This window comes from uncultured Roseovarius sp., from assembly GCF_947259555.1.
In the GTDB taxonomy this organism is placed as follows: Bacteria; Pseudomonadota; Alphaproteobacteria; order Rhodobacterales; family Rhodobacteraceae; genus Roseovarius.
In genome coordinates, this window is sequence record NZ_CAMYMD010000025.1 from 123,155 (window position 1) to 145,168 (window position 22,014).

The 22,014-nt window shown below is 59.6% G+C and carries 18 protein-coding genes and 1 pseudogene; 10 read left to right on the forward strand and 9 right to left on the reverse strand.

What is annotated here, in order from left to right; genetic code table 11:
• The first annotated feature begins 103 nt into the window (after window positions 1-103).
• Window positions 104-517 carry a universal stress protein gene (locus Q0X85_RS04215; protein WP_297769428.1) on the forward strand — a complete coding sequence of 138 codons (414 nt, stop codon included), beginning with the start codon at window positions 104-106 and terminating at the stop codon, window positions 515-517.
• Here the strand turns inward: Q0X85_RS04215 and Q0X85_RS04220 are convergent.
• The 4 genes from Q0X85_RS04220 to Q0X85_RS04235 form a co-directional block, all read right to left on the reverse strand.
• Window positions 499-1,260, reverse strand: a complete 762-nt coding sequence (locus Q0X85_RS04220; protein ID WP_297769430.1) for a TIM barrel protein — start codon at window positions 1,258-1,260, stop codon at window positions 499-501. The genes Q0X85_RS04215 and Q0X85_RS04220 overlap by 19 nt on opposite strands.
• 3 nt (window positions 1,261-1,263) lie before the next feature.
• A complete protein-coding gene (locus Q0X85_RS04225; protein ID WP_297769433.1) occupies window positions 1,264-1,710 on the reverse strand; it encodes a YtoQ family protein in 447 nt (148 codons plus the stop codon).
• Window positions 1,711-1,729: 19 nt separating this feature from the next.
• The gene (pheT, locus tag Q0X85_RS04230) at window positions 1,730-4,129 is read right to left on the reverse strand and encodes a phenylalanine--tRNA ligase subunit beta (RefSeq protein WP_297769436.1); all 2,400 of its coding nucleotides are present in this window, start codon (window positions 4,127-4,129) and stop codon (window positions 1,730-1,732) included.
• 113 nt (window positions 4,130-4,242) lie between these two features.
• Entirely contained in the window at window positions 4,243-5,259 is a 1,017-nt protein-coding gene (locus tag Q0X85_RS04235; RefSeq protein ID WP_297769438.1) for a D-cysteine desulfhydrase, read from the reverse strand.
• A gap of 98 nt (window positions 5,260-5,357) precedes the next feature.
• Between Q0X85_RS04235 and Q0X85_RS04240 the strand changes: the two genes are divergently transcribed.
• Window positions 5,358-6,230, forward strand: a complete 873-nt coding sequence (locus Q0X85_RS04240) for a LysR family transcriptional regulator (protein WP_297769441.1) — start codon at window positions 5,358-5,360, stop codon at window positions 6,228-6,230.
• A 7-nt stretch (window positions 6,231-6,237) separates the two neighbouring features.
• Here Q0X85_RS04240 and Q0X85_RS04245 read toward each other — a convergent pair whose 3' ends face one another.
• Together Q0X85_RS04245 and Q0X85_RS04250 are read right to left on the reverse strand one after the other, a co-directional pair.
• Window positions 6,238-6,942 carry a hypothetical protein gene (locus tag Q0X85_RS04245; protein WP_297769444.1) on the reverse strand — a complete coding sequence of 235 codons (705 nt, stop codon included), beginning with the start codon at window positions 6,940-6,942 and terminating at the stop codon, window positions 6,238-6,240.
• A 25-nt stretch (window positions 6,943-6,967) separates the two neighbouring features.
• Entirely contained in the window at window positions 6,968-7,201 is a 234-nt protein-coding gene (locus Q0X85_RS04250) for a hypothetical protein (RefSeq protein WP_297769447.1), read from the reverse strand.
• A gap of 193 nt (window positions 7,202-7,394) precedes the next feature.
• On the opposite strand from Q0X85_RS04250, the gene Q0X85_RS04255 reads away from it, so the two are divergent.
• From Q0X85_RS04255 to Q0X85_RS04265, 3 genes are all read left to right on the forward strand, one after another.
• On the forward strand, window positions 7,395-7,790 hold the full coding sequence (locus Q0X85_RS04255) for a hypothetical protein (RefSeq protein ID WP_297769449.1): 396 nt from the start codon (window positions 7,395-7,397) through the stop codon (window positions 7,788-7,790).
• An 86-nt stretch (window positions 7,791-7,876) separates the two neighbouring features.
• Window positions 7,877-8,500 (forward strand): ribonuclease HII, encoded by a 624-nt coding sequence (locus tag Q0X85_RS04260; protein WP_297769451.1) that lies wholly within the window; start codon window positions 7,877-7,879, stop codon window positions 8,498-8,500.
• A 96-nt stretch (window positions 8,501-8,596) separates the two neighbouring features.
• A complete protein-coding gene (locus Q0X85_RS04265; protein WP_297769453.1) occupies window positions 8,597-9,712 on the forward strand; it encodes a site-specific DNA-methyltransferase in 1,116 nt (371 codons plus the stop codon).
• 86 nt (window positions 9,713-9,798) lie between these two features.
• Here the strand turns inward: Q0X85_RS04265 and Q0X85_RS04270 are convergent, their stop codons facing one another.
• The 3 genes from Q0X85_RS04270 to Q0X85_RS04280 all read right to left on the reverse strand — a co-directional run bounded on the left by Q0X85_RS04270 (window position 9,799) and on the right by Q0X85_RS04280 (window position 12,914).
• Window positions 9,799-10,770, reverse strand: coding sequence for a D-2-hydroxyacid dehydrogenase (locus tag Q0X85_RS04270; RefSeq protein WP_297769455.1), 972 nt, complete (start codon window positions 10,768-10,770; stop codon window positions 9,799-9,801).
• Complete coding sequence (locus Q0X85_RS04275) at window positions 10,767-12,065, reverse strand: MmgE/PrpD family protein (RefSeq protein ID WP_297769456.1); 1,299 nt, start codon at window positions 12,063-12,065, stop codon at window positions 10,767-10,769. Before Q0X85_RS04275 ends, Q0X85_RS04270 begins: the two co-directional genes overlap by 4 nt.
• A gap of 183 nt (window positions 12,066-12,248) precedes the next feature.
• A complete protein-coding gene (locus tag Q0X85_RS04280; RefSeq protein ID WP_297769458.1) occupies window positions 12,249-12,914 on the reverse strand; it encodes a TetR/AcrR family transcriptional regulator in 666 nt (221 codons plus the stop codon).
• A 142-nt stretch (window positions 12,915-13,056) separates the two neighbouring features.
• On the opposite strand from Q0X85_RS04280, the gene Q0X85_RS04285 reads away from it, so the two are divergent.
• The 5 genes and pseudogenes from Q0X85_RS04285 to Q0X85_RS04305 form a co-directional block, all read left to right on the forward strand.
• On the forward strand, window positions 13,057-14,184 hold the full coding sequence (locus Q0X85_RS04285; protein WP_297769460.1) for an efflux RND transporter periplasmic adaptor subunit: 1,128 nt from the start codon (window positions 13,057-13,059) through the stop codon (window positions 14,182-14,184).
• 20 nt (window positions 14,185-14,204) lie between these two features.
• Window positions 14,205-17,303, forward strand: coding sequence for an efflux RND transporter permease subunit (locus tag Q0X85_RS04290; protein WP_297769461.1), 3,099 nt, complete (start codon window positions 14,205-14,207; stop codon window positions 17,301-17,303).
• Between the two features lie 158 nt (window positions 17,304-17,461).
• On the forward strand, window positions 17,462-18,532 hold the full coding sequence (locus tag Q0X85_RS04295) for an efflux RND transporter periplasmic adaptor subunit (RefSeq protein ID WP_297769463.1): 1,071 nt from the start codon (window positions 17,462-17,464) through the stop codon (window positions 18,530-18,532).
• Window positions 18,533-18,535: 3 nt separating this feature from the next.
• Entirely contained in the window at window positions 18,536-21,667 is a 3,132-nt protein-coding gene (locus Q0X85_RS04300; RefSeq protein ID WP_297769465.1) for an efflux RND transporter permease subunit, read from the forward strand.
• Between the two features lie 3 nt (window positions 21,668-21,670).
• Window positions 21,671-22,014, forward strand: a pseudogene (locus Q0X85_RS04305) (hypothetical protein); the annotation flags it as partial.

The window sequence follows — 22,014 nt, forward strand, 5'->3', positions numbered from 1 at the left end:
AGCGTACGCGTCGCGGAGGCCATCGATATGTCGCTTACGAGTGGCGCGTTCCGCCGCGAATCGTTCTACGAGGGCCGCTCTTTCGTAACACTTGGAGCCCGAAATGCCCCGTCAGACTAATCTGATCCTTTGCCCGGTTAATTTGCGCCACCTAAAGGTGGAGTATAACGCGTATTCCGAGGCCGTCGAAATGGCTCAGCGGCGCGGTGCCAAGCTCATTGTAGCGACCATTGCGCCCGAGATAGAGCGCAATATGAACATTTATAATTCAGACATTTACTGGGGCGAAGAGCTCAAGAAGTTTGTCGCGGCTCACCCGGCTGAGGGGGTTGATGTCGAGTTGATCGTGCGCAAGGGCGCAGTGCACCGGCAGATCGTCAAGCTGGCGGATGAGCGCAAAGTTGACCTGATAGTGATGGAATCCGCTAACCCCAAGGTGAAGGACTATCTGCTTGGGACGACTTCGAGTCATGTTGTTACGCACGCGGAATGCTCAGTTTACGTGGTGCGCAGCTGACACCAGCCGAGGCCTATTTCGGTCGTGCTCTCAGGGTTATACTCTCCACTAACGACGCCGGTATAACGCTCAGAATCCAGCTGTGTGAAAAAGGCAGGATAGTCGATCTGGCCTCCAGTCGGCTCGTGACGACCCGGAAACCCCGCGACTTGAACATGACCCGCATGCCGTCCAAATTTCTCCCACGTACCGATCACATCACCGGTGAGTATATGGGCGTGGTAGGTATCAAATTGCAGCGTAAGGTTCGGAGCAGCGACCGCATCCAGAATTCGCTCTGCCATTTTGAAGTCGTTCAGAAAATAGCCGGGCATGTCGATCGGATTTATAGGTTCTATGGTCAAACCTTGATCAGGGGCACGTGCCGCGGCCCATTCCAGATTTGAAATGAACGTCGCTTCGGCGTTCGCATTGTGCGAGATCCCAGACATGACATGAATATGTTGGACGTCGAGCGCAGTCGCGTAGTCAAGTGCCTCTTCGAACTGACTGCGGAATTCCGTTTCACGGCCAGGGCAAGCGGCCAAACCACGACTGCCAGAACTCCAATGTGGTTCCGGCGTGTTGATCAAGACAAGATTTACAGCTGCACACTCGAGATCATCGCGCAGGCTCTTTATTGACCGCTCGTATGGATACAGGATCTCAACCGAGTCAAACCCCGCCTTCGCGGCCATCTCGATCCGCCTTTCGGGCGGATACTCGGTAAAAAGAAAGGTCAGATTGGCCGCAAAACGGGGCATGTTCTAGGCCGGAAGGCTACCATCCTGGACATAGCGAATGATTTCAACCACCTGTGCAGGCTCGCGTGCCATGGCAAGGGCGGCGGCATCCACCTCCTTGAGCGCATGGTCATGCTCTGGCGGCTGCAGGATGATCAGCGACTTTCCAAGCGCCGAGGCATAACCCGCATCAAAGGCAGCGTTCCACTGCTTGTACTTGTCGCCAAAGCGTACCACCACGATATCGGCATCGGCAATCCCCTTGCGGGTGCGGATTGCGTTGACCATCGCGCCTTTGTGGTCATGCCAATACTTGTCTGGCTCCTCTCCGAGAATGGCAACACCGCAATCGTCGCTTGCTGCATGATCGGTAACCGGGCTGCTGAACACGACATCAAGACCTTCGGCCCCCTTGATGATCTGTTCGCGCCAATCGGTATGAATTTCGCCTGACAGATAAACTTTCAACATGGTTCGCTCCCTTCTGTTGTCAGCCACGCAGCGTTCCGCCAGTGGCCTTGGTCACCTTTTCGATGATTTTGGCTGAAACTGTCTCTATCTCAGCGTCGGTTAAGGTCTTTTCACGTGGTTGGAGACGCACTGTGAGCGCCAGGGATTTCTTGTCTGTGCCGAGAGAGCCGCCAACGAATTCATCGAATACTCGGACGTCCTCCACGAGTGACTTGTCCGCTCCGGCAGCTGCGTTCATCAGGGTCAGCGCCTCGATTTCGGTGGGCACAACAAACGCAAAGTCCCGCTCGACCGGTTGCAGATCGCTGATATCCAACGCACCACGGGTGGAAGACGTCTTGCGTGGAAGGGGTATTTCGGTGGGATAGAGTGTGAACGCAACCACCGGACCTTTGACATCCAACGCCTGTAAGACGCGTGGGTGCAATTCTCCGAATACGGCCAATACCTTCTTTGGACCAAGGCAAATGCGTCCGTGCCGACCGGGATGAAACCAGCTTGGGCCGTCGCGCAGGATTTGCACCTTGGCTGGCGCGCCGATGGACGAGAGAATCGCTTCGGCGTCCGCTTTCGCGTCGAAAAGATCAACGGCTCGGGTGGTTTTATGAACATCCTTTGGTCCGGTTCGCCCCACAAGAATGCCAGCGACTTGCAGATGCTGCTCACCCGGTTCGCCACCTTGAAAGGCATGGCCGACTTCGAAAAGGGCCATGTCGACAATCCCGCGCGCCTGATTGCGCGCCGCGGCCTGCAACAGGCCGGGCAGAAGATCAGGCCGCATGTGGCTCAAGTCGGAACTGATCGGATTGGCTAGCATTGTTGCATCGCCTCCGCCGCCAAAAAGCGAGGCGGCGGCATGGTTGATGAAGCTGTAAGTTACGCACTCGTTGTATCCAAGAGCCGCGCCCATGCGTCGGGCAATCTGTTCTCGCTTTTGCATCGGGTTGAGGATTGGCTTTGGCACTCCTTCAACGGCGCGGGGCATTGGCCGACCCACGAGCTTTGTCAATGAAGCGATGCGCGCGACCTCTTCCACGAGATCGGCTTCGCCCAGGATGTCGGGCCGCCAACTCGGCACATGCGCCATGTGTCCTTCGAGTTTGAAGCCAAGAGCCGTAAGCGTTTGACGTTGTTCGCTTTCCGGTATGTCCATGCCAACGAGCGATTGAACGCGGGCAGAGTCGAGTCGATAGGCCCGTGTGACGTCCGGGACTTTGCCCGCCACGACCCGATTAGATGGCTTGCCACCGCAGAGATCGAGGATCATTTGCGTCGCGAGATCCAGTGCATCCATATTGAAGGAAGGGTCTATTCCACGTTCATTCCTATAGCGCGCGTCTGAATTGATCTTGAGAGCACGGCCAGTCGTGGCAATCTGCACCCGGTCCCACACCGCAGCTTCGAGAAAAACATTCACTGTGTCCCGGGTACAGCCGGTTGAAAGGCCACCCATGATACCGCCGATACTCTCAACACCCGTGTCATCGGAAATGACCACTTGACCGGGCTCAAGGGTATATTCTTTCTCATCAAGACCGACGAATGTCTCACCGCCATTGCTGCGATGCACCCGCAGATCGCCAGACACCTTGTCGGCGTCGAACACGTGCAGTGGGCGGTTACGATCATATGTGAAGAAATTAGTGATATCGACAAGCGCAGAGATCGGTCGCAGCCCGATGGCGCGTAACCTGTCCTGAAGCCACTCTGGCGAAGGCCCGTTCGTAACGTCCTGAATAAATCTCCCGGCAAAGACTTCACAGCCGCTATTTTTGGCATCTTCGTCAATGGTGATTGCAATCGGACAGGCAAGCTGTCCTTCGATATCCGCCGTTTTTGCGGGCTTCATCCGACCGAGACCACGTGCCGCTAGATCAAGTGCAATCCCACGCACGCCAAGCGCGTCGGGACGATTGGGCGTGATCGCGATCTCGATTACAGGGTCCACCTTGGCCGGATCATTCTCGGCCAGCCAATCGACAAACCGCTCGCCCACCTCGCCCGAGGGCAGCTCGATGATGCCGTCATGCTCCTCCGACAGCTCCATCTCGCGCTCTGAGCACATCATGCCATGGCTGTCGATCCCGCGGATCTTGCCCACGCCGATGGTCGTGTCGATGCCCGGCACGTAGACGCCCGGCTTGGCGATCACCACAGTGATCCCCTCGCGCGCATTGGGCGCACCACAGATGATCTGCGTCTCGCCCGCATTGGTCGCCACCTGACACACCCGCAGCTTGTCGGCATCGGGATGCTTTTCGGCGCTGACAACCTTGCCGATGGTAAAATCCCCCAGCCGCGCGGCTGGGTCGGAAATGCTTTCCACCTCCAGCCCCAGATCGGTCAGGGTTTCCGCGATCTCCGCCACCGAGGCCGTGGTCTCGAGATGGTCTTTCAGCCAGGACAATGTGAATTTCATGCGTGCTCTTCCGACTGCGAAACTTGGGTCAGCCTGCGCTTTACCGGATATGTCGGACATGGAAAACCCCGCATTGCTGCGGGGCTTTGCCGTTGGTCAGTGCGTGATGCCGCTCAACTCGTCCAGCGGGACGCGAAATCAAAGGCGCTGTCATAGCCGAAAAGCGCGACCGATCCGCCGGTATGCAGGAACACGACCCGCTCGCCCTTCTTGAAATGGCCCTTGCGGATAAGGTCGACAAAGCCTGCCGCCCCCTTGGCCGAATAGACCGGATCAAGCAGGATTGCCTCCAGCTCCGCGAACATCTGAATGGCCTCGATGCCGCTCTCGGTCGGAATGCCATAGCCCTCGCCCACGTAATCGGTATTGGCGACCACGTCCTCGCGCGCCACGACACCGGCGCAGCCCAGCTTTTCCGCCGTCGCACAGGCGAGGTTATAGACGTTTTCCTCCTGCTTCGGCTTGGGCGCGCGCACCCCGATCCCCAACAGCGGGATTTGCGCGTTCATCGCCTTGAGCCCGGTGATCAGCCCCGCCTGCGTGCCGGCACTGCCGGTCGCATGCACGATATGGTCGATCTTGAGCGCGCGATCATTGAACTGCGCCAGCATCTCGAAGGCACAATTGACATAGCCAAGCGCACCCGTGGGGTTCGATCCGCCGCCGGGGATGGTATAGACATTGCGCCCCTCGGCGCGGAACTTGTCGGCGACCTTTTCCATCTCGGCATTCATGTCACCGCCGCCGGGGCGTTTTTCGGTCGTGGCCCCATGCATGTGATCCAGCAGCACGTTGCCGTTATTGTTGTAATTGGCATTGTTCGAGCCGGTCCGGTCCTCCAACAGGATATGGCAATCTAGCCCCAGCTTGGCCGCAAAGGCCGCCGTCTGACGGGCGTGGTTGGATTGCGTGGCACCTTGGGTCATCACCATGTCCGCGCCCTGCAATTCCGCCTCGGCCATCAGGAATTCCAGCTTGCGGGTCTTGTTGCCCCCCGTCGAAAGACCGGTGCAATCATCCCGCTTGATCCAGATTTCGGGGCCGTTCAATTCCTTGGTCAGCCGGTCCAGCCGCTCCAGCGGGGTCGGCAGATGGGCGATAAAACGGCGGGGGTAACGGGCGAGATGCATTTGAGGTCCTCCATCAAACATGCGTTTCGCGCAGGGTAGGACGCGACAATCATGCCGTCCAATGCTAATATCGCCAAAGATAATGCAAGGTATGCAATATGCGGCTCGATTGGCTCGACGATCTTTTGGCGGTGTCTGACACCGGTTCGCTCGCCCGCGCGGCCGAGATGCGCCATGTCAGCCAATCGGCCTTCACCCGCCGCCTGCGCGCCATCGAAGAGGCGCTCGGCACCCCGCTCCTCGACCGTAGCCGCAAACCCGTCACTCTGCTGCCAGATGTTGCGGCACAAATCCCCGAGATGCGCAGCCTCGCCACGCAACTGCGCACCCTGCGCGAAACGCTGGCGCACACGTCGGACGCGCGCGGCCTGACACTGGCCTGTCAGCACGCGATCACCACCACCCACTCCCCTGCCATCGTCAGCATTCTGACCGCGCAGGGTGGCCGCCCGGTGCGCGTGCGCTCGGACAATCGCGAAGAATGCCTGCTCCGCCTCTTGTCCGGCGAGGCCGATCTGGCGGTGGTCTACACGGTACCTGAGATCGCGCCCCTCACTCTCAACCGAAGCTTTGAACAGGTCCTCGTGGGGCGAGAACGGTTGGTACCCGTGGCAGCACCGCGTTTGGGGCAGGGCAGCGACCTGCCGTTTATCGGTTATCCCGGCGATGTCTTTCTTGGCCAGATCATGGCAAGGGCGATTCTGCCGCGAATTCCTGCAAGGCGCGTATTGCGGCGCCGGGCTGAAACCGCGCTTACACTTGCGGCGCATGAATATGCGCGCCGGGGTATTGGCGTTGCGTGGTTGCCCGAGGGAATGGTGCAGGCAGATTTGGCGGAGGGCCGTCTTGTGGCGCTTGGTCCTGTGCTGCCGGAGCAAGAAATGGAGCTTTGGATGATCCGGCTTGTCGAACACTCCGATGATGGTTGGGCGCACGATTGGGAACGGCTACGCGCAGCACTAGCCATCTGAGACGGGCTTACATCACACGGATCACATCTTTGTCGATCGCCAGCATGTAGCCGCGCCGCGCGATGTTCTTGACGAGCAGCTCGCTGACAAGCTGATTGCCCAAAGTGTCGCGCAGTCTCTTGATACGTGTCGCACCCGCCGCCTCCTCGCAATCCTCGGGTTTGCGTCCTGATATGACAGATTCGATCTCGATCCCGGTCAACACGTCGTCGTCCATGCGTGCCTCTGCCAAAACGCTCAGCGTTTCCATGGCAGCATCCGTCAGTTTGAAGCCCATGTCATTGAGATAGACTGTGTTTTCTTCGCGGCTGATCAGCAGGGAGCTCACCTGAATTCCAGAACGCTCGATTTGCGCCATGCGACGGTTGAGCGTGATCAGCATCACCAGAAACACCAGTGATGCCACCAAGAGCGCTGTCGCAAAGATCAGCAAAACAAAGATAACCATTCTATAACTGACTAGTGTCTCGGAAAACGCCGTGCCGGATAACGCGAGGATCTCGAGGAGCTTTATCTCTCCCTCGCCAGTCAGGGCATCATTCTCAACAAAAATCCGCTCTACACGTGCGTTGAAGGCGTTGGCATCTGGCAAGCTCAGGAACAAAAACACCGCCGCGCACGTAAGAATGGCGACGATGGCTCCGACCCCGGCGATCACGACCCGTGTCCCGGACCGGCGCGCGTCGCCGGCTGTGGCTGTCAATCCGCGCATGCGCGCGTCCCTGAATCTTGCAATGCTACATTTCCCTCTTCGAAAGGACTTTGAGCAGAGTCAGCCCCCTTTGCGCCAATTGCGATCGCAGCGCCGCGTCAGCCGATGAACAGGGCGCATTGACAATGGTCACATCGTAATAAAGCTCAAGCGGCTTGTCGCGCTTGGCCTTGTACTCCACCTGACAAGCGGCCTGTGCCGCTGTAGCCGCAAGCGTCAGCCCCAGAGAAAATGCGAGAGGGTGTGCGATCTGTTTCATTGGGACACGATGCGCCAAGCCCCACAGCTATTCAATATCCCGCGATGTGAAATGAACCGGAAACAGCGTGTTATCTGATATCATCAGAGCGTTATTGCCTGTCCTGGCAGGCTGGTCCCAACTTCATTTCATGGCGGATGGTCATTCGGGCTGCCGCATTGAAACGACGTCCAGCAAACTGAAAGGAAAGACCATGCATCGCAAGTTCATCGCGCTTGTCATCGGGGCGGCCCTCGCCGTGACCAGTTTTTCAACAGCGCCCGCAAATGCGCAGAACCGGGGTGAAACCGCAGCAATCATCGCAGGCGTGACCGCCCTCGCCATCGTCGGAGCCGCTCTTGCCGATGATCGCAAGCGCGACCGTCGCAAAGGCCATGTCACGCGCAACTATGGCCATCAAAAGAAGTTTTACGCTCCGAGGCGCAACCATCGCCACGTCTATCGCCACGGCAAGCCGCGTCATCACTACAATCAGCGCCGCTATTCCCAGCCCCGGCATGGATATGGGCGCGGACACCACGCTCGCCCAGCATATAACAGGGGCTATCAGGCGCGGTCGGAATACCATCGGGATCACTATCGCAAGTGACCTCTGGCTCACAATGTACAAAGGCGAAGGGAAGGTGCTTGCTCCTTCCCTTTTGCATTGGGTGCTCTAGCGTGCGATTGCAGGGCATGAACGGTCCTGATTTCAAACATGAGCTAGACGTCCTAGCAGAGGGTTTTGTCCGTGTCGCAGGAGTCGACGAGGTAGGGCGCGGCCCGCTCGCCGGTCCTGTGGTCGCCGCTGCGGTAATCCTCGATCCTGACAACATCCCGCCGGGCCTGAATGACTCCAAGAAGCTGAGCGCACCCCGCCGCGCGGCTCTGAGCGAGGCAATAATGGCGTCTGCGAGGGTTAGCGTGGGGCATGCGAGTGTCGAGGAAATTGACAGCCTCAACATCTTGCGCGCATCGCATCTGGCAATGGTGCGCGCGATTGCGGGTCTGGACCCGGAGCCTGATATCGCGCTCATTGATGGCAATATGATACCGCGTGATCTGACCCTTCCAGCCAGGTCCATAATACGCGGGGATGGTGTATCGCTCTCGATTGCGGCGGCTTCAATTGTGGCAAAAATCTGGCGTGATCGGGTCATGTGGGATTTGGCGCAACAGTTCCCCGGCTATGGTTGGGAGCAAAACGCAGGCTACCCATCCAGAACACACAAAGCCGCACTTCTAGATCTCGGTGTGACCCCTCACCATAGACGATCCTTTAAGCCAATACACAATATCTTGTATCAAGAAAATAACTAAGCCTCTGATTCAAAAAAGAAATTGACGGCGAATCGGCTTTGACTCATCTTGGACTTCAACCACCAGAGCGCAAAAGCGCCGGGACAGAGGCAGAAGATGAGAACAATGACCAAGCCCAAGAGCGCGCCTGCGCTCCCTCTCAATACGATTATTGCCGGTGATTGCATCGAGGTAATGAACAGCCTTCCAGAGGCGAGTGTCGATCTCATTTTTGCCGACCCGCCTTACAATCTGCAGCTCAAGGGTGATCTGCATCGGCCCGATAATAGCCAGGTAGATGCGGTCGATGATGCCTGGGATCATTTCGCAAGTTTTGCCACCTATGACAGATTTACCCAGGACTGGCTCAAGGCAGCGCGCCGATTGCTCAAACCCCACGGGGCGATTTGGGTGATCGGCTCTTATCACAACATCTTTCGGGTCGGGGCCGCCTTGCAGGACGCGGGGTATTGGGTGCTGAATGATGTAATCTGGCGCAAGTCCAACCCGATGCCCAACTTTCGTGGCAAGCGTTTGACCAATGCGCATGAGACAATGATTTGGGCGTCTAAGTCGGAGGGCGCCAAATACACGTTCAATTACGAGGCATTGAAGTCGCTTAATGATGGGGTGCAGATGCGTTCCGATTGGGTGCTGCCGCTTTGCACAGGGCATGAGCGTCTCAAGGATGATAACGGCGAAAAAGCTCATCCGACGCAAAAACCCGAGAGTTTGCTGCACCGGGTCATCATCGGCTCGACCAATGCAGGCGATGTTGTGCTTGACCCGTTCTTTGGAACCGGCACCACCGGGGCGGTCGCCAAGATGCTCGGACGGGATTATATCGGTATCGAGCGTGAAGCGACATATCGCACAGTTGCCGAAAAACGGCTTGCCAGCATTCGAAAATACGACCGTGAGGCGCTTCAGGTTTCGACTTCGAAACGCGCCGAACCGCGGGTGCCTTTTGGAACGCTCATCGAGCGCGGCATGCTGCGTCCGGGCGAAGAGCTTTACTCCATGAACAAGCGCCACAAGGCCAAGGTGCGCGCCGATGGCACACTGGTCGGCGGCGATGTCAAGGGATCGATCCATCAGGTCGGGGCGCATCTCGAAGGCGCGCCATCTTGCAATGGATGGACCTATTGGTGCTTTCGGCGAGAGGGCAAGACCGTGCCGATTGATGTTCTGCGTCAGCAGATACGGTCGGAAATGGAAGAGCGGCCCAACTGACTATCCAGAACACCGCCGGTGCCCAAGGCCTGACTTTCTTGGGCACCATTGACTTGCCCCGCCCAAATGGCGGGGCCTTTTTCGTGTCAGTAACCGCGATCGGGATCGACGATATTGAACAGGGGGGCGCCGGTGCGCCAACGGGTCAGGTTCTCGAGAAACAACTCGAATGAGTGCATCGCCCAGTCCTCATAGACAGCCGAGCAATGGGGCGAGAGGATTACCCGGTCGAGACCCCAAAGAGGATTGTCAGATGAAAGCGGTTCTGTCTCGAAAACATCGAGCGCCGCCCCCTTTAAATGACCGGCGCGCATCGTGTTGATCAGTGCGGCCCCATCGAGCACCCCGCCGCGTGACACATCCACCAGTACCGCCCCTGCCTTCATTGAAATAAGCGAACGCGAATTTACCAGACCCCGAGTCGAGGGAAGGAGCGGGACCGACAGCACGACAAAATCCGCGCGCCTCCACAGATCGGGCAGAGCGTCAGGGCCATGCACCTCGTCGACGTTGTCCATGGGTTCGGGTCGCGCGCGTGTGCCGATGACCCTCAATCCGAACGCCTTGGCCTTTGCCGCTACCTCTTGGCCGGTATGGCCCAGGCCGACAATCAGAATGGTCTTGCCCCGCAGAGGTGTCATCAGCCGGTCAGGTTGCCAGTGCCGCTCCACGCGATCGGCCGCCATTCCATCAATATCAAGTGTGAAATGAAGTATCGCGCCAAACACGTACTCCGCAATCATCGGCGCGGCGACACCTGCGGAATTCGTGACTGTCACAGTGCTCTTGTCCCAAGAGCCCAAATGATCCACCCCCGATCCGCCCACCGCGATCCATCCAGGCCCATCTGAGCCAAGCAGCGCGTCACGCGGAAATCCGTTGCGCCCCTCGAAGGCGACGGAGTAGGCGATGTCCGGCTGGAGTTCCTTGAGAACCGGAGATAGCCCTTCGTAGGTGTCATGGCCATAGACCTCAATCTCCGGCGCGACCTCAGTCAGCTTCTCAATCATCGAAGACGGGTCGCTGGCATGAATGAGAATACGGAGGTTTTTGGTCATATCCTGTCCACTTTGGGATGAATGAGTGACAAGAATTGCGAGAACTTGATCCCTGGGTCAAGAAGGTGCTGCCGCATGTTCCACATTTCTTCGATACGGCGCTCGGAGAGAGTGTTTGCGGCCATCACGCGCAGCTTGGCGTGAATATCTACATCGGGCATCGGGGCTTCGGGCCCGCCACGTGCGTTGTGGTCGCCTGAATGAAGCACGCGCCCGTCATGTAAATGCACAGTCACGTCCGACCATCGCCCTTCAGGAAAACGTGCGGAGTGGCGCGGCTCCTCACGTATTTTGATCCGGGTGTGCATTCTTGCGACCCGTGGATTTTGCAACGCCGTCCCGGTGATCTCGGCGGGCCCAAGACGTCCATGGACGAGATAGGCCGCGAGCGCGAAGCCGAGTGAATACTGCGCCTCGCTAGTGGTTTCGGGAAGGCCCGAAAAGAGTGCCGCAGACTCCGCGAAAGTGGCCACTTCCAGTGTCTTGATCTCTTGTGCATTTACGCCCTGCTCTTGGGTCAGCACTCGGACACATTCAAGAGCACCATGCGCCCACCGACATATCGGGTAGGGCTTGATATAGTTCCGCAGTATCGTCCAGTCCTGTCCCAGATCAGCCCAGATATGCGCTACTTCCTGGCCTTCCACGGTAATCGCGGGCGCGCCAGTAAACCCTCTTTCAGCCATGAACAGAGACGAAATGCCGATGAACGCCCCCATGCCTGATCCGTCGTGCAACATCGTTGGGTTCGCGATCTCACGCATCATCTGGCTGCGCGGTCCGTGGTACTCCGCAATGCCCAGCGCATGCCGCAGAATATCGTCGTCCCGCGTCCGCAGCTGCGCTCCGAGGGCTACCACGCCCAGCGCGTTCCACGCGCCCGAGGTGTGATAGTCAGTGACGGTTTTGTGGAGCGCAATGCCAGCGCGGGCGGCGACCTCATAGCCGATGCAAAGCGCGACGAGTGCTTGTCGACCGGTCAACTCCGGGTGCTGCTCGGCAAATGCACAGAGCGCTGGGACAGCAGCGCAGCCGATATGCCCCTTTGTCGCGTTCAGACCGTCATGCGCATCAAGGTTGTCGATCTGTGTCGCCATTGCCCAAGCGGCACCCGGCGTGGAGCAACGACGCCCGTCGAACATCAAGGTGGCGCTGTTTTCATCACGTGTACTGCCGTGAAAATCGCATGCGAAATCACGTGCGATCCGACCAGCATCGAGCGATGTCGCACCGGCTGCGACACCCAAGGTGTCAATCAGTAGCGTTGCGGCTTGCAAGAGTACCGGCTCAGGCACCGGCAAATTTGGATCAAGGATAAAGCCCGCGATTTCGTCAAAGTGTGACTGGTTGGAAGCGGAGGACATCATCTCAACTTTCAGTGGTTGAACATGCCCTATCCTGGCGCCCTGAAAAGTCGGTTTGCGTTCTGTTTGCGACGTCTCTCAACTCGAAATCCTGATAATACCGCTCCGGCTGGCTCAGGAGGTTCGAAAGCTCCCGATTCCTTCGAGAAGCACACGGATCGCAAATTCGCGGCGCGCGTCGAATTCCTGTGGTGTTGCCAGCCGCATCGGATCGAGCAGAGACTCCAGTGGCCAGGGCCTAACCATGTCCAAGAGCAGCGCGGCAGTGCGGCCAATGTCCTCGACTTCAATTTCGCCACGCCGCGCGCCACGCTCCAGTTCCTTTGTCAGAATTTCCAGGTCGCGTCGCATCAGTCGATCCACAAGATCACGCCCCATCTCTGGGCAGGCTGGCACCTGTGTCATGACTGCACGCAATATTTCTAAAGGTAGACCATATCCTTCCTGGCGCGCATTGCCAGACAGAAGCCTGTTCAGTCGTTCGGCTATTGGCAGGTCTGTTTCATTGTCTGAAAGCGGCTGAATGAACTGGCCCGAAACGCGATCCATGTAAGCGCGCAAAAGCGCCGTTCGGCTAGAAAATAGACAGTAGAGCGTTCGCTTGGACATGCCAGCGTAACGCGCGATCGCTTGCATCGTGGCTCCTTCGAGACCGGCATCTGCATGCACGGCCTCAAGAGCATCAAAAATTGCATCTTGACGTGCTGCGCGTGACAAGGTTGCGGGCCGCCCGCGACGGAGACTTGCAGGTTCGCTGATCTTGTCAATATCGTCGGGCATGTGCGGTCTCATCAGATGCACAGAGGTTGTGCACAATCATCTATGATCTTGCCATTTCTGGCTGAGTCATATTTATGAAACCTGCCGGTTTTGTAAATCGAGAACATGAACGCGCCAATGCTTTATCTTGAAGGGGCTTTCGATGGCTAAATTTCCGTGGATCCTCCGAGCGTTTTCGGTTTGCGTTTGTATCGCGCCCGGCCTTGCTATTGCCCAGCAGGGACAGGACGCCACACCTGTCACGGTCGTGACCACAATGCCTCAAGATGTGACGCTCACCTCTCTTCTGCCCGGGCGTGTCGCCGCCTCGGCCGAGGCCGAAGTGCGACCTCAGGTCAACGGGATTATAACTGAGCGGCTCTTCGAAGAGGGTGCGGATGTATCGGAGGATGATCCGCTATATCAAATCGACGTATCAACTTACGAGGCGGCTGTCCGGCAGGCCCGCGCGGGTGTTGCCCAGGCCGAGGCGCAGTTGCGCGCGGCGGAGCGTGAGGCGCGGCGCCTTGTGGAGTTGCAATCGCGCAACGTGGCCAGCGAACAAGCGTTGGACGAGGCGACATCGGCACGCGACTCGGCTGAGGCTGGCCTTGAGTTGGCCGAGGCACAGCTCAACTCTGCGGAAATCGAACTGTCGCGCACGACCATCCGCGCGCGTTTGTCGGGCCGGATCGGTCTCTCTCAGACGTCACAAGGGGCATTGGTCACGGCCAGTCAAGCACAGCCCTTGGCTGTGATCCGCAAGATTGATCCAGTCTACGTCGACGTCACGCAATCCGCTGCCGATCTGTTGCGGTGGCGGCGCGGTGAAACCGAAGAGGCGCTGGAGGGCGCGGATGCAATCGTGCGCCTTAGACTCGCTGACGGGTCCGAGTACGGTCAGACCGGGCACCTCAAGGCTGCAGAACCGAATGTCGATCCGCAGACGGGCGTGGTGACGCTTCGCATGCAGTTCGACAATCCTGATCTGCTTCTCCTGCCGGGAATGTATGTTCAGGTCGACATGCCGGTTGAGGTCGTCAAGGACGTCTATCTCATCCCGCAGGAAGGTGTTGTTCGTGACAGGCGTGGGCGACCGATCGCTTGGGTCGTCAATGATGAAAACGTAATCGAGGAACGCGCGCTCAACATACTTCAGGATCGCGGAAACCGCTGGGTTGTGGACGAGGGGTTGCAGAGCGGTAACCGTGTCGTTGTGGCCGGATTTCAGAAAACGGCTGTCGGCGCGACGGTCGCACCCGAAGAGCGCACTACCGGCGAAGACGAGTAGACCGGGGCAAAGGACAACACATGGCACGTTTCTTTATCGACCGCCCGGTCTTTGCCTGGGTCATCTCGATCCTGATCATGGGGATCGGTGTCTTGGCGATCCGGTTATTGCCGGTGGCGCAGTACCCGCAGATCGCGCCGCCTTCGGTCACGGTGGCGGCCAATTATCCCGGTGCGTCGGCTGAGACGGTGGCCAACACCGTCACGCAGGTGATCGAACAACAGATGACTGGCTTGGACGGTCTGCGCTATTTCTCTTCGCGCTCGACCTCGCAGGGAAATGCGGAAATCACGCTCACGTTTGAGACGGGTACGGACGCCGACATTGCTCAGGTCCAAGTGCAGAACAAGCTGGGTCAGGCCACCCCGTTGTTGCCCGAGATCGTGCAGCGGCAGGGCATCACCGTCGAAAAGTCATCGTCGGGGTTTCTGATGGTCGTCGGTATGATTTCGACTGATGGGACCCTCGAACAGGTGGACCTGTCCGATTACATGGTCACCAATCTGGTCGATGAGTTGAGCCGTATCGAGGGTGTTGGCTCGGTTAACGTGTTTGGCGCCCAATACGCCATGCGCATCTGGCTCGACCCGTCGAAACTTGCCGCATTCGGCATGTCGCCGTCAGATGTCGTCGCTGCTGTTTCGGCTCAGAATGCGCAAATTTCAGCAGGGGCATTCGGCGCGCGTCCCGCAGTGGATGGGCAGCAACTCAACGCCACGATCACCGCACAATCGCTGCTGAGCACGCCAGAGGATTTTCGTCAGATCGTCTTGCGCGCCGAAACGGACGGCGGTCTGGTCTTGCTGGATGACGTGGCACGGGTCGAGATCGGAGCAGAAAACTACGCCACGACCGCGCGTTTCAATACAGACCCGGCGGCGGGCATGGCAATTACACTGGCACCGGGCGCAAATGCCCTCGATACCGCGCGCGCCGTCAAGGAGCGCATGGCAGAATTCGCCCGCTTCTTTCCCGACGGTGTCGATTACGTCATTCCGTATGATACCACGCCTTTCGTTGAAATCTCGATCAAGGAGGTGGTGAAGACGCTGTTCGAGGCGATCGGTCTCGTGTTTCTTGTGATGTTCCTGTTCCTTCAAAATTTACGCGCCACGCTTATCCCGACTCTCGCTGTCCCGGTGGTTTTGTTGGGCACCTTTGGTGTATTGGCGGTGGCTGGATTTTCCATCAATACTCTCACGATGCTGGCAATGGTTCTGGCCATTGGTCTCTTGGTCGACGATGCCATCGTCGTCGTGGAGAACGTCGAGCGCATCATGGAGGAAGACGGTCTTTCACCGCGCGAGGCGACGCATAAATCCATGGGACAAATCACCGGCGCACTGGTGGGCATTGCGCTGGTGCTTTCGGCTGTCTTTGTTCCGATGGCGTTTTTCCCCGGCTCCACCGGTGTGATCTATCAGCAATTCGCGATCACCATTGTCTCGGCCATGGCGCTTTCCGTGGTCGTCGCGATCACGCTCACGCCCGCGCTCTGCGCGTCGCTTCTCAAGGCCAAGAGCCACGAGACAAAGCGTGGGCCGTTTGCCTGGTTCAACATGGGGTTCAACGGATTGACTAACGGCTACACTGGCACCGTGCGCTGGTCAGTACGTCGACCTGTCCGTGTCTTCGTGGTCTATCTGGCCTTGGCCCTTGGCATGGCTCTCATGTTTCTGCGTACGCCGACGGGTTTTCTGCCCGAAGAAGATCAGGGTATTCTGTTTACGCTCATCCAGACACCTACGGGTTCCAGTGCGGAGCGGACGCTCGACGTGGTGAAACAAGTAGAAGATTTCTACCTAAATCAGGAATCCGAGGTCGTCGATTCGATGTTTGGCGTGGTTGGTTTCAGTTTCTCCGGCAATGGTCAGAACATGGGCCTCGGCTTTGTGCAGCTCAAGGATTGGGACCAGCGGACCGAACCGGGGCAAAGTGTACAGGCGCTCGCGGGCCGCGCCTTCGGGGCCTTTAGCCAGATCCGGGATGCGCAGGTGTTCCCGGTGGTTCCGCCCTCGGTGATCGAGCTGGGCAACGTCTCGGGCTTTGACTTTTACCTGCAGGCGCGCGGTGGCCAGAGCCATGCTGATCTCATGGCCGCCCGCAATCAGCTATTGGGTATGGCTGGCCAAAGCGAGTTGATCGCATCGGCTCGACCCAACGGTCTGGAAGATGCGGCTCAGTTCAACCTCGATATCGATTGGCGCAAGGCTGGGGCCATGGGGCTTACGCCGACCGATGTTGGACAATTGTTACAGATCGCTTGGGCCGGGACCTATGTGAATGATTTTCTCGATCAGGGCCGGATCAAAAGGGTCTACGTTCAAGGTGACGCAAAGGCCCGCGCCACACCGTCTGACATTGACAAATGGCGCGTGCGAAATTCAAGCGGTGGGCTTGTCCCGTTTTCCAACTTCTCCGAGGGAAATTGGGATTATGGCGCACAGGGTCTATATCGTTACAACGGTATTCCGTCGGTGCAGTTGCAAGGGTCTCCCGCACAAGGCGTGACAACTGGCGAGGCAATGGCCGAGATGGAGCGGCTCGTCTCACAGCTTGGTCCGGAATTCGAGCTGGCATGGACCGGGCTTTCTCTGGAAGAGCGCGAGTCCGGCAATCAGGCGCCACTGCTTTATGCACTCTCATTGGCCGCCGTTTTCCTCTCGCTCGCCGCGCTCTATGAGAGCTGGTCGATCCCCTTCGCCGTCATGCTCGCGATGCCCATCGGCATCGTCGGCGCCCTCACCGGCGCGTGGCTGGGCGGGTTCGAGAACGGGGTGTTTTTTCAGGTGGGTCTGCTCACGGTCATTGGCCTCACTGGCAAGAACGCGATCCTGATTGTCGAGTTTGCCCGCGAAAGATATGAATCGGGCGAGCGGGTTATCGACGCCGTCGCAGAGGCGGCCCGCCAGAGGTTTCGCCCCATCATCATGACGTCTATGGCGTTTTCTCTGGGTGTGCTTCCACTCGTCTTGAGTTCAGGCGCAGGGTCCGGTGGGCGCAATGCAATCGGGTCGGGTGTCTTGAGCGGGACGATATCGGGCACCGTTCTTGGCGTGGTTTTTGTGCCGCTTTTCTTTGTGATCGTGACCCGGCTTTTCCGACGTGCTGCAAGATAGGGCTGGATCGCAGGTCGGCTGCGGCATTTACAGCCAGCGAATTGATCGGGTGTAATTCTGGTTTCAATTTTCGAGTGACTCTCTTGGTTTATGTATTATCTTAAATAGTACAAATCATATTTCCGGAGGCTCAATTGTTTAGAACGATACTGTTTCCCATGATTGTCACATCCGGAGCCGGAATTGTATCCGCGCAAGAGGCAGCACCGCCCCCCGCTGTCGTCGCGGTCGAGGCGACCACTCTGGACTTGGCAGAAACCTCTGATTTCAACGGACGTCTGGACGCAAATCGCCGGGTGGCGCTTGTGGCGCGTGTCTCTGGCGTGATCGAAAGCATCGGCTTTGCGCCCGGGGCAGAGGTGACGCAGGACCAGACGCTGTTCGTCATCGAGAGCGATCTTTACGAGGCAGCGGAGCGCGAGGCCGAGGGCGCGCTGGGCGCGGCGCAGGCGCAGCGCGATCTGGCGCGGATCGAGCGGGACCGTCAGAGCGAACTTGTCTCGCGCGAGGCCGGGGCGCAGGCGCGTCTCGATCAGGCGGAGGCGGCGCTCGCGATCGCGGAAGCGGATGTGCTGCGGCTCGAAGCGGCTCTCGACCGGGCGCGCACCAACCTTTCTTATACCGAAATCAAGGCGCCTTTCGAGGGCCGTATCGGCGACAGTTCCGTGGACGAAGGCGGGCTTGTCGGGCCGGAGGCCGGCGCGCTGGCGACGCTGGTGCAACTTGATCCGATCCATGCCGAATTCGCGGTGCCCACGGCAGTGTTGCGGACTTTCCTGGAACGTGTCGAACGTGGCGAGGTCTCGAAAGAGGCGGCGGTCAGCCTGACACTGGCCAATGGCAGCGTCTATGACGCGCCGGGCGATGTCGATTTCGTGGACAGCCGGGTCAATTCGGGCACAGACAGCGTGACGCTGCGCGCACGGTTCGCCAATCCCGAGGGGCGCTTGCTGGACAGAGAGCTGGTGCGCGTGACGCTGACCTCCGACACCGCCGAGGGCGAATTGGCGATCCCGGCACAGGCGGTTCAGCGCGATATTCAGGGGGCCTTTGTGCTGGTGGTGGGCGAGGGCGATGTGGCCGAGCAGCGCCGCGTCACCGTGCGCCGCAATGCGCAGGGCTTTGCCGTCATCGCCGAGGGGCTGAGCGAGGGCGAACGCGTGATTACCGAGGGCGTGAACAAGGTTCGCCCCGGCAGCGCGGTCGATGCCGCCGCACCCGGGGGCTGATCCATGCTGGCAGATACCTTCATCAAGCGTCCCCGCTTTGCCGGGGTGATTTCCATCGTGCTGTTTCTGGCGGGCTTTATCGCGCTCACCAAGATGCCGGTAGAGCAGTTTCCCGATATCGTGCCGCCGCAGGTCTCGGTCACCGCAAGCTATCCCGGGGCCGGGGCCGAGGTGGTGGAGCAGACCGTCGCGCAGGTGATCGAGGATCAGGTCGTGGGCGTGGACGACATGATCTACATGTCCTCGACCTCGGGCGCGGATGGCACCTATATCCTCAGCATCAGTTTCGAGGTGGGCACCGATCCCGATATTGCCACGGTAAACGTGCAGAACCGGGTGTCGCTGGCCGAGCCGCTCTTGCCGTCGGAGGTGCGTCAGACCGGTGTGCGTGTGGCCAAGAAATCGTCGTCGCTGCTGATGGGCATCGCGCTTTATTCCGAGAGTGACGCGCTTGAGGGCAGTGACCTGACCAACTATGCCCGGCTCAACCTCATGGACCGGCTCAAGCGGGTCGAGGGGGTGGGCGATGCCTCTATGTTCGGGTCCAATGAATTCGCGATGCGCGTCAATCTGGATGTGGACCGGCTCGCGGCGCTGAACCTCACGCCCGCCGATGTAAGCGCGGCTCTCAAGAGTCAAAACCTTCAGGCCGCCATCGGGCGCGTCGGCGGACAGCCGGTGACCGAGGATCCGGGGCTGCAGCTTAACCTCTCGACCAAGGGGCGGCTGTCGAGCCCCGAGGAATTTGGCGCGATCATCCTGCGCGCGGGCAGCGACGGCAGCGTCGTGCGTGTGCGCGATGTGGCCGAGGTGACGCTTGGCGAGAAAAACTCCGATGTCGTGACCAGTTTTGACGGCAAGCCCGCGACGCTGATCGGCCTGTACCTTGCGCCGGGCGGCAATGCCATTGCCGCCGCTGACGCCGCCAAGGCGATGATGGAGGATGTGGCGGCAGGTTTCCCCGAGGGGATGGCCTACGACATCGTCTCGGACAGTTCCACCTTCGTCAACGAGAGTATCCATGAGGTACAAAAGACCCTGATCGAGGCGTTCGTCCTCGTGGTGATCGTGGTGTTCCTCTTCCTTGGCTCGCTGCGCGCCACGCTGGTGCCGCTGATTGCCGTGCCGGTGGCGCTGGTCGGCAGTTTCGCGGTGATGCAGGCCATGGGCTTTTCGCTCAATACCGTGTCGCTTCTGGCAATGGTTCTGGCCATCGGGATTGTGGTCGATGATCCCATCGTGGTGGTCGAGGCGGTCGAGGCCAAGATGGAGGAAAACCCCGGCATGACCCCGGCCGAGGCGTCTTCGGCGGCGATGTCCGAGATCACCGGCGCGATTGTCGCGACGACGCTGGTATTGCTGTCGGTCTTTGTGCCGGTGGCGTTCATTCCGGGGATATCCGGGCAGCTTTTCCAGCAATTCGCGGTCGCGGTGTCGGTGTCGATGGTGATATCTGCGATCAACGCCCTGACCCTGTCACCTGCGCTCTGCGCGATCCTTCTTAAGCCGCATCACGGCCCCAAGACCGGCATCATGGGGCGGATTTCTCGCGGCATCGACGGTGCGCGCGACGGCTATGCGCGGGTTGCCGGATCCATCGCGCGGCGTGCGGTGCTTGGACTGGCGCTGCTGGCAGGTGCCGTCGTGCTGACCGGCGGATTGTTCAAGGCGGTGCCGACCGGGTTCCTGCCGTCCGAGGATCAGGGCTCGTTCATCGTCGAGACGCGCCTGCCTGAGGCGGCCTCGGTAAACCGTACCATCGCGGCGCAGCGTGAGGTGGAGGAGATCCTTTCCGGCCTACCGGGGGTGGAAAGCGTGGTCTCGGTCATGGGCTATTCGATGCTCGACGGGATCACCAAGTCGAACGTCGCCTTTTCGCTGGTCTCGATGCAGGAATTCGCCGAGCGGACCACGGAGGAAACCAGCGTCTTCAATGCCATAGATCAGGCCATTCGGCAGGGCGCGGCGATCCGATCGGCGCAGGTCATCGCGTTCAACCTGCCGCCGATTGCGGGGCTTGGCACCGGGTCGGGCTTTGAGATGCAACTGCTCGACACGCAGGGGCGCACGCCGCAGGAACTGGCCGAAACTGCGCGGGGGCTCTCGTTCGCCGCCAATGGCAATCCGACGCTCGCGGGGGTCTACAGCACCTTCTCGGCCAACAGCCCGCAGCTCTTTCTTGAGATCGACCGCGAGCGGCTCTATGCGTTGGGCATCCCCGTGTCGGACGTGTTTGCCGCGCTGCAACCGACGCTCGGCTCGGCCTATATCAACGATTTCAACTTGTTTGGCCGCTCGTGGCAGGTGCATATGAGCGCCGCGCCCGAGTATCGCGACGCGGTGGACGATATCGCGCGCATTCAGGTGCGCAGCGCGTCCGGAGAGATGGTGCCGATCGGGGCCTTCGCGCGGGCCGACTATATCACCGGGCCGATGTCGCTCTCGCGCTACAACAATCAGCGCGCCGCCAAGATCAGCGGCAACCCCGCGCCGGGCTTGTCCTCGGGGGCGGCGCTGGCGGCGATGGAAGAGGTGGCCGAGGCCAATCTGCCGCCGGGCTTTGATTACGAGTGGACCGGCACCGCATTGCAGGAAAAGCAGGCGGCGGGGCAGACGACGATGATTCTCGTGCTGGCAATGCTGTTTGCCTATCTCTTCCTCGTCGCGCTTTACGAGAGTTGGACGGTGCCGGTGCCGGTGATGCTGTCTGTGGTGTTCGGCGTGGCGGGGGCGATTGCGGCGCTGCTGCTGGCGGGGCTGCCCTTCAATATCTATGCGCAGATCGGGCTCGTCGTGCTGCTGGCGCTGGCCGCCAAGAACGCGATTCTGATCGTGGAATTCGCCAAGGCGCGGCGCGAGGCCGGTGAGACCATTCTCGATGCCGCCGTGCAGGGCGCGGGCGCGCGGTTCCGCGCGGTGATGATGACATCCTTCGCCTTTATCGCGGGGCTTATCCCGCTGGTCACCGCCGAAGGTGCCTCGATGCTGTCGCGGCGGGCCGTGGGCACGGGCGTGGCGGGCGGCATGCTGGCGGCGGCACTGGTGGGCATCTTCGTGATCCCGGCGCTCTACGTGATATTCCAGTCGTTGCGGGAAAGATTGAAAGGGCACAAATCCACCAAAGCGGAGACCTGACCGGTGGGGCTGCGTGCGGTCCTTCCGGCCTATCGCCGCGCTTTGTCCGACGTGCTGCTGTTCACGGCGCTGCATCTGAGCGTGCGCTTGGCGGTCTCGGTTCTGGTGCTGCCGCTTGCAGGGGTGATCCTCGGCCTTGCGCTGCGCTGGTCGGGGGATCCGGTAATGACAGATCAGGACATCGCGGGCTTTGTGCTGTCACCTCTAGGGGCGATTGGTGCATTGGCAGTGGCGGGGGTGCTGATTGTCGCGGCGGTGCTCGATCTTGCATTGATGACGGCCGTGCTGCGGCAGCCCGCGGCCGGGCTCCGGCCCGCGCTTGCGGCGGCCTGGCGGCTGGTGCTGCC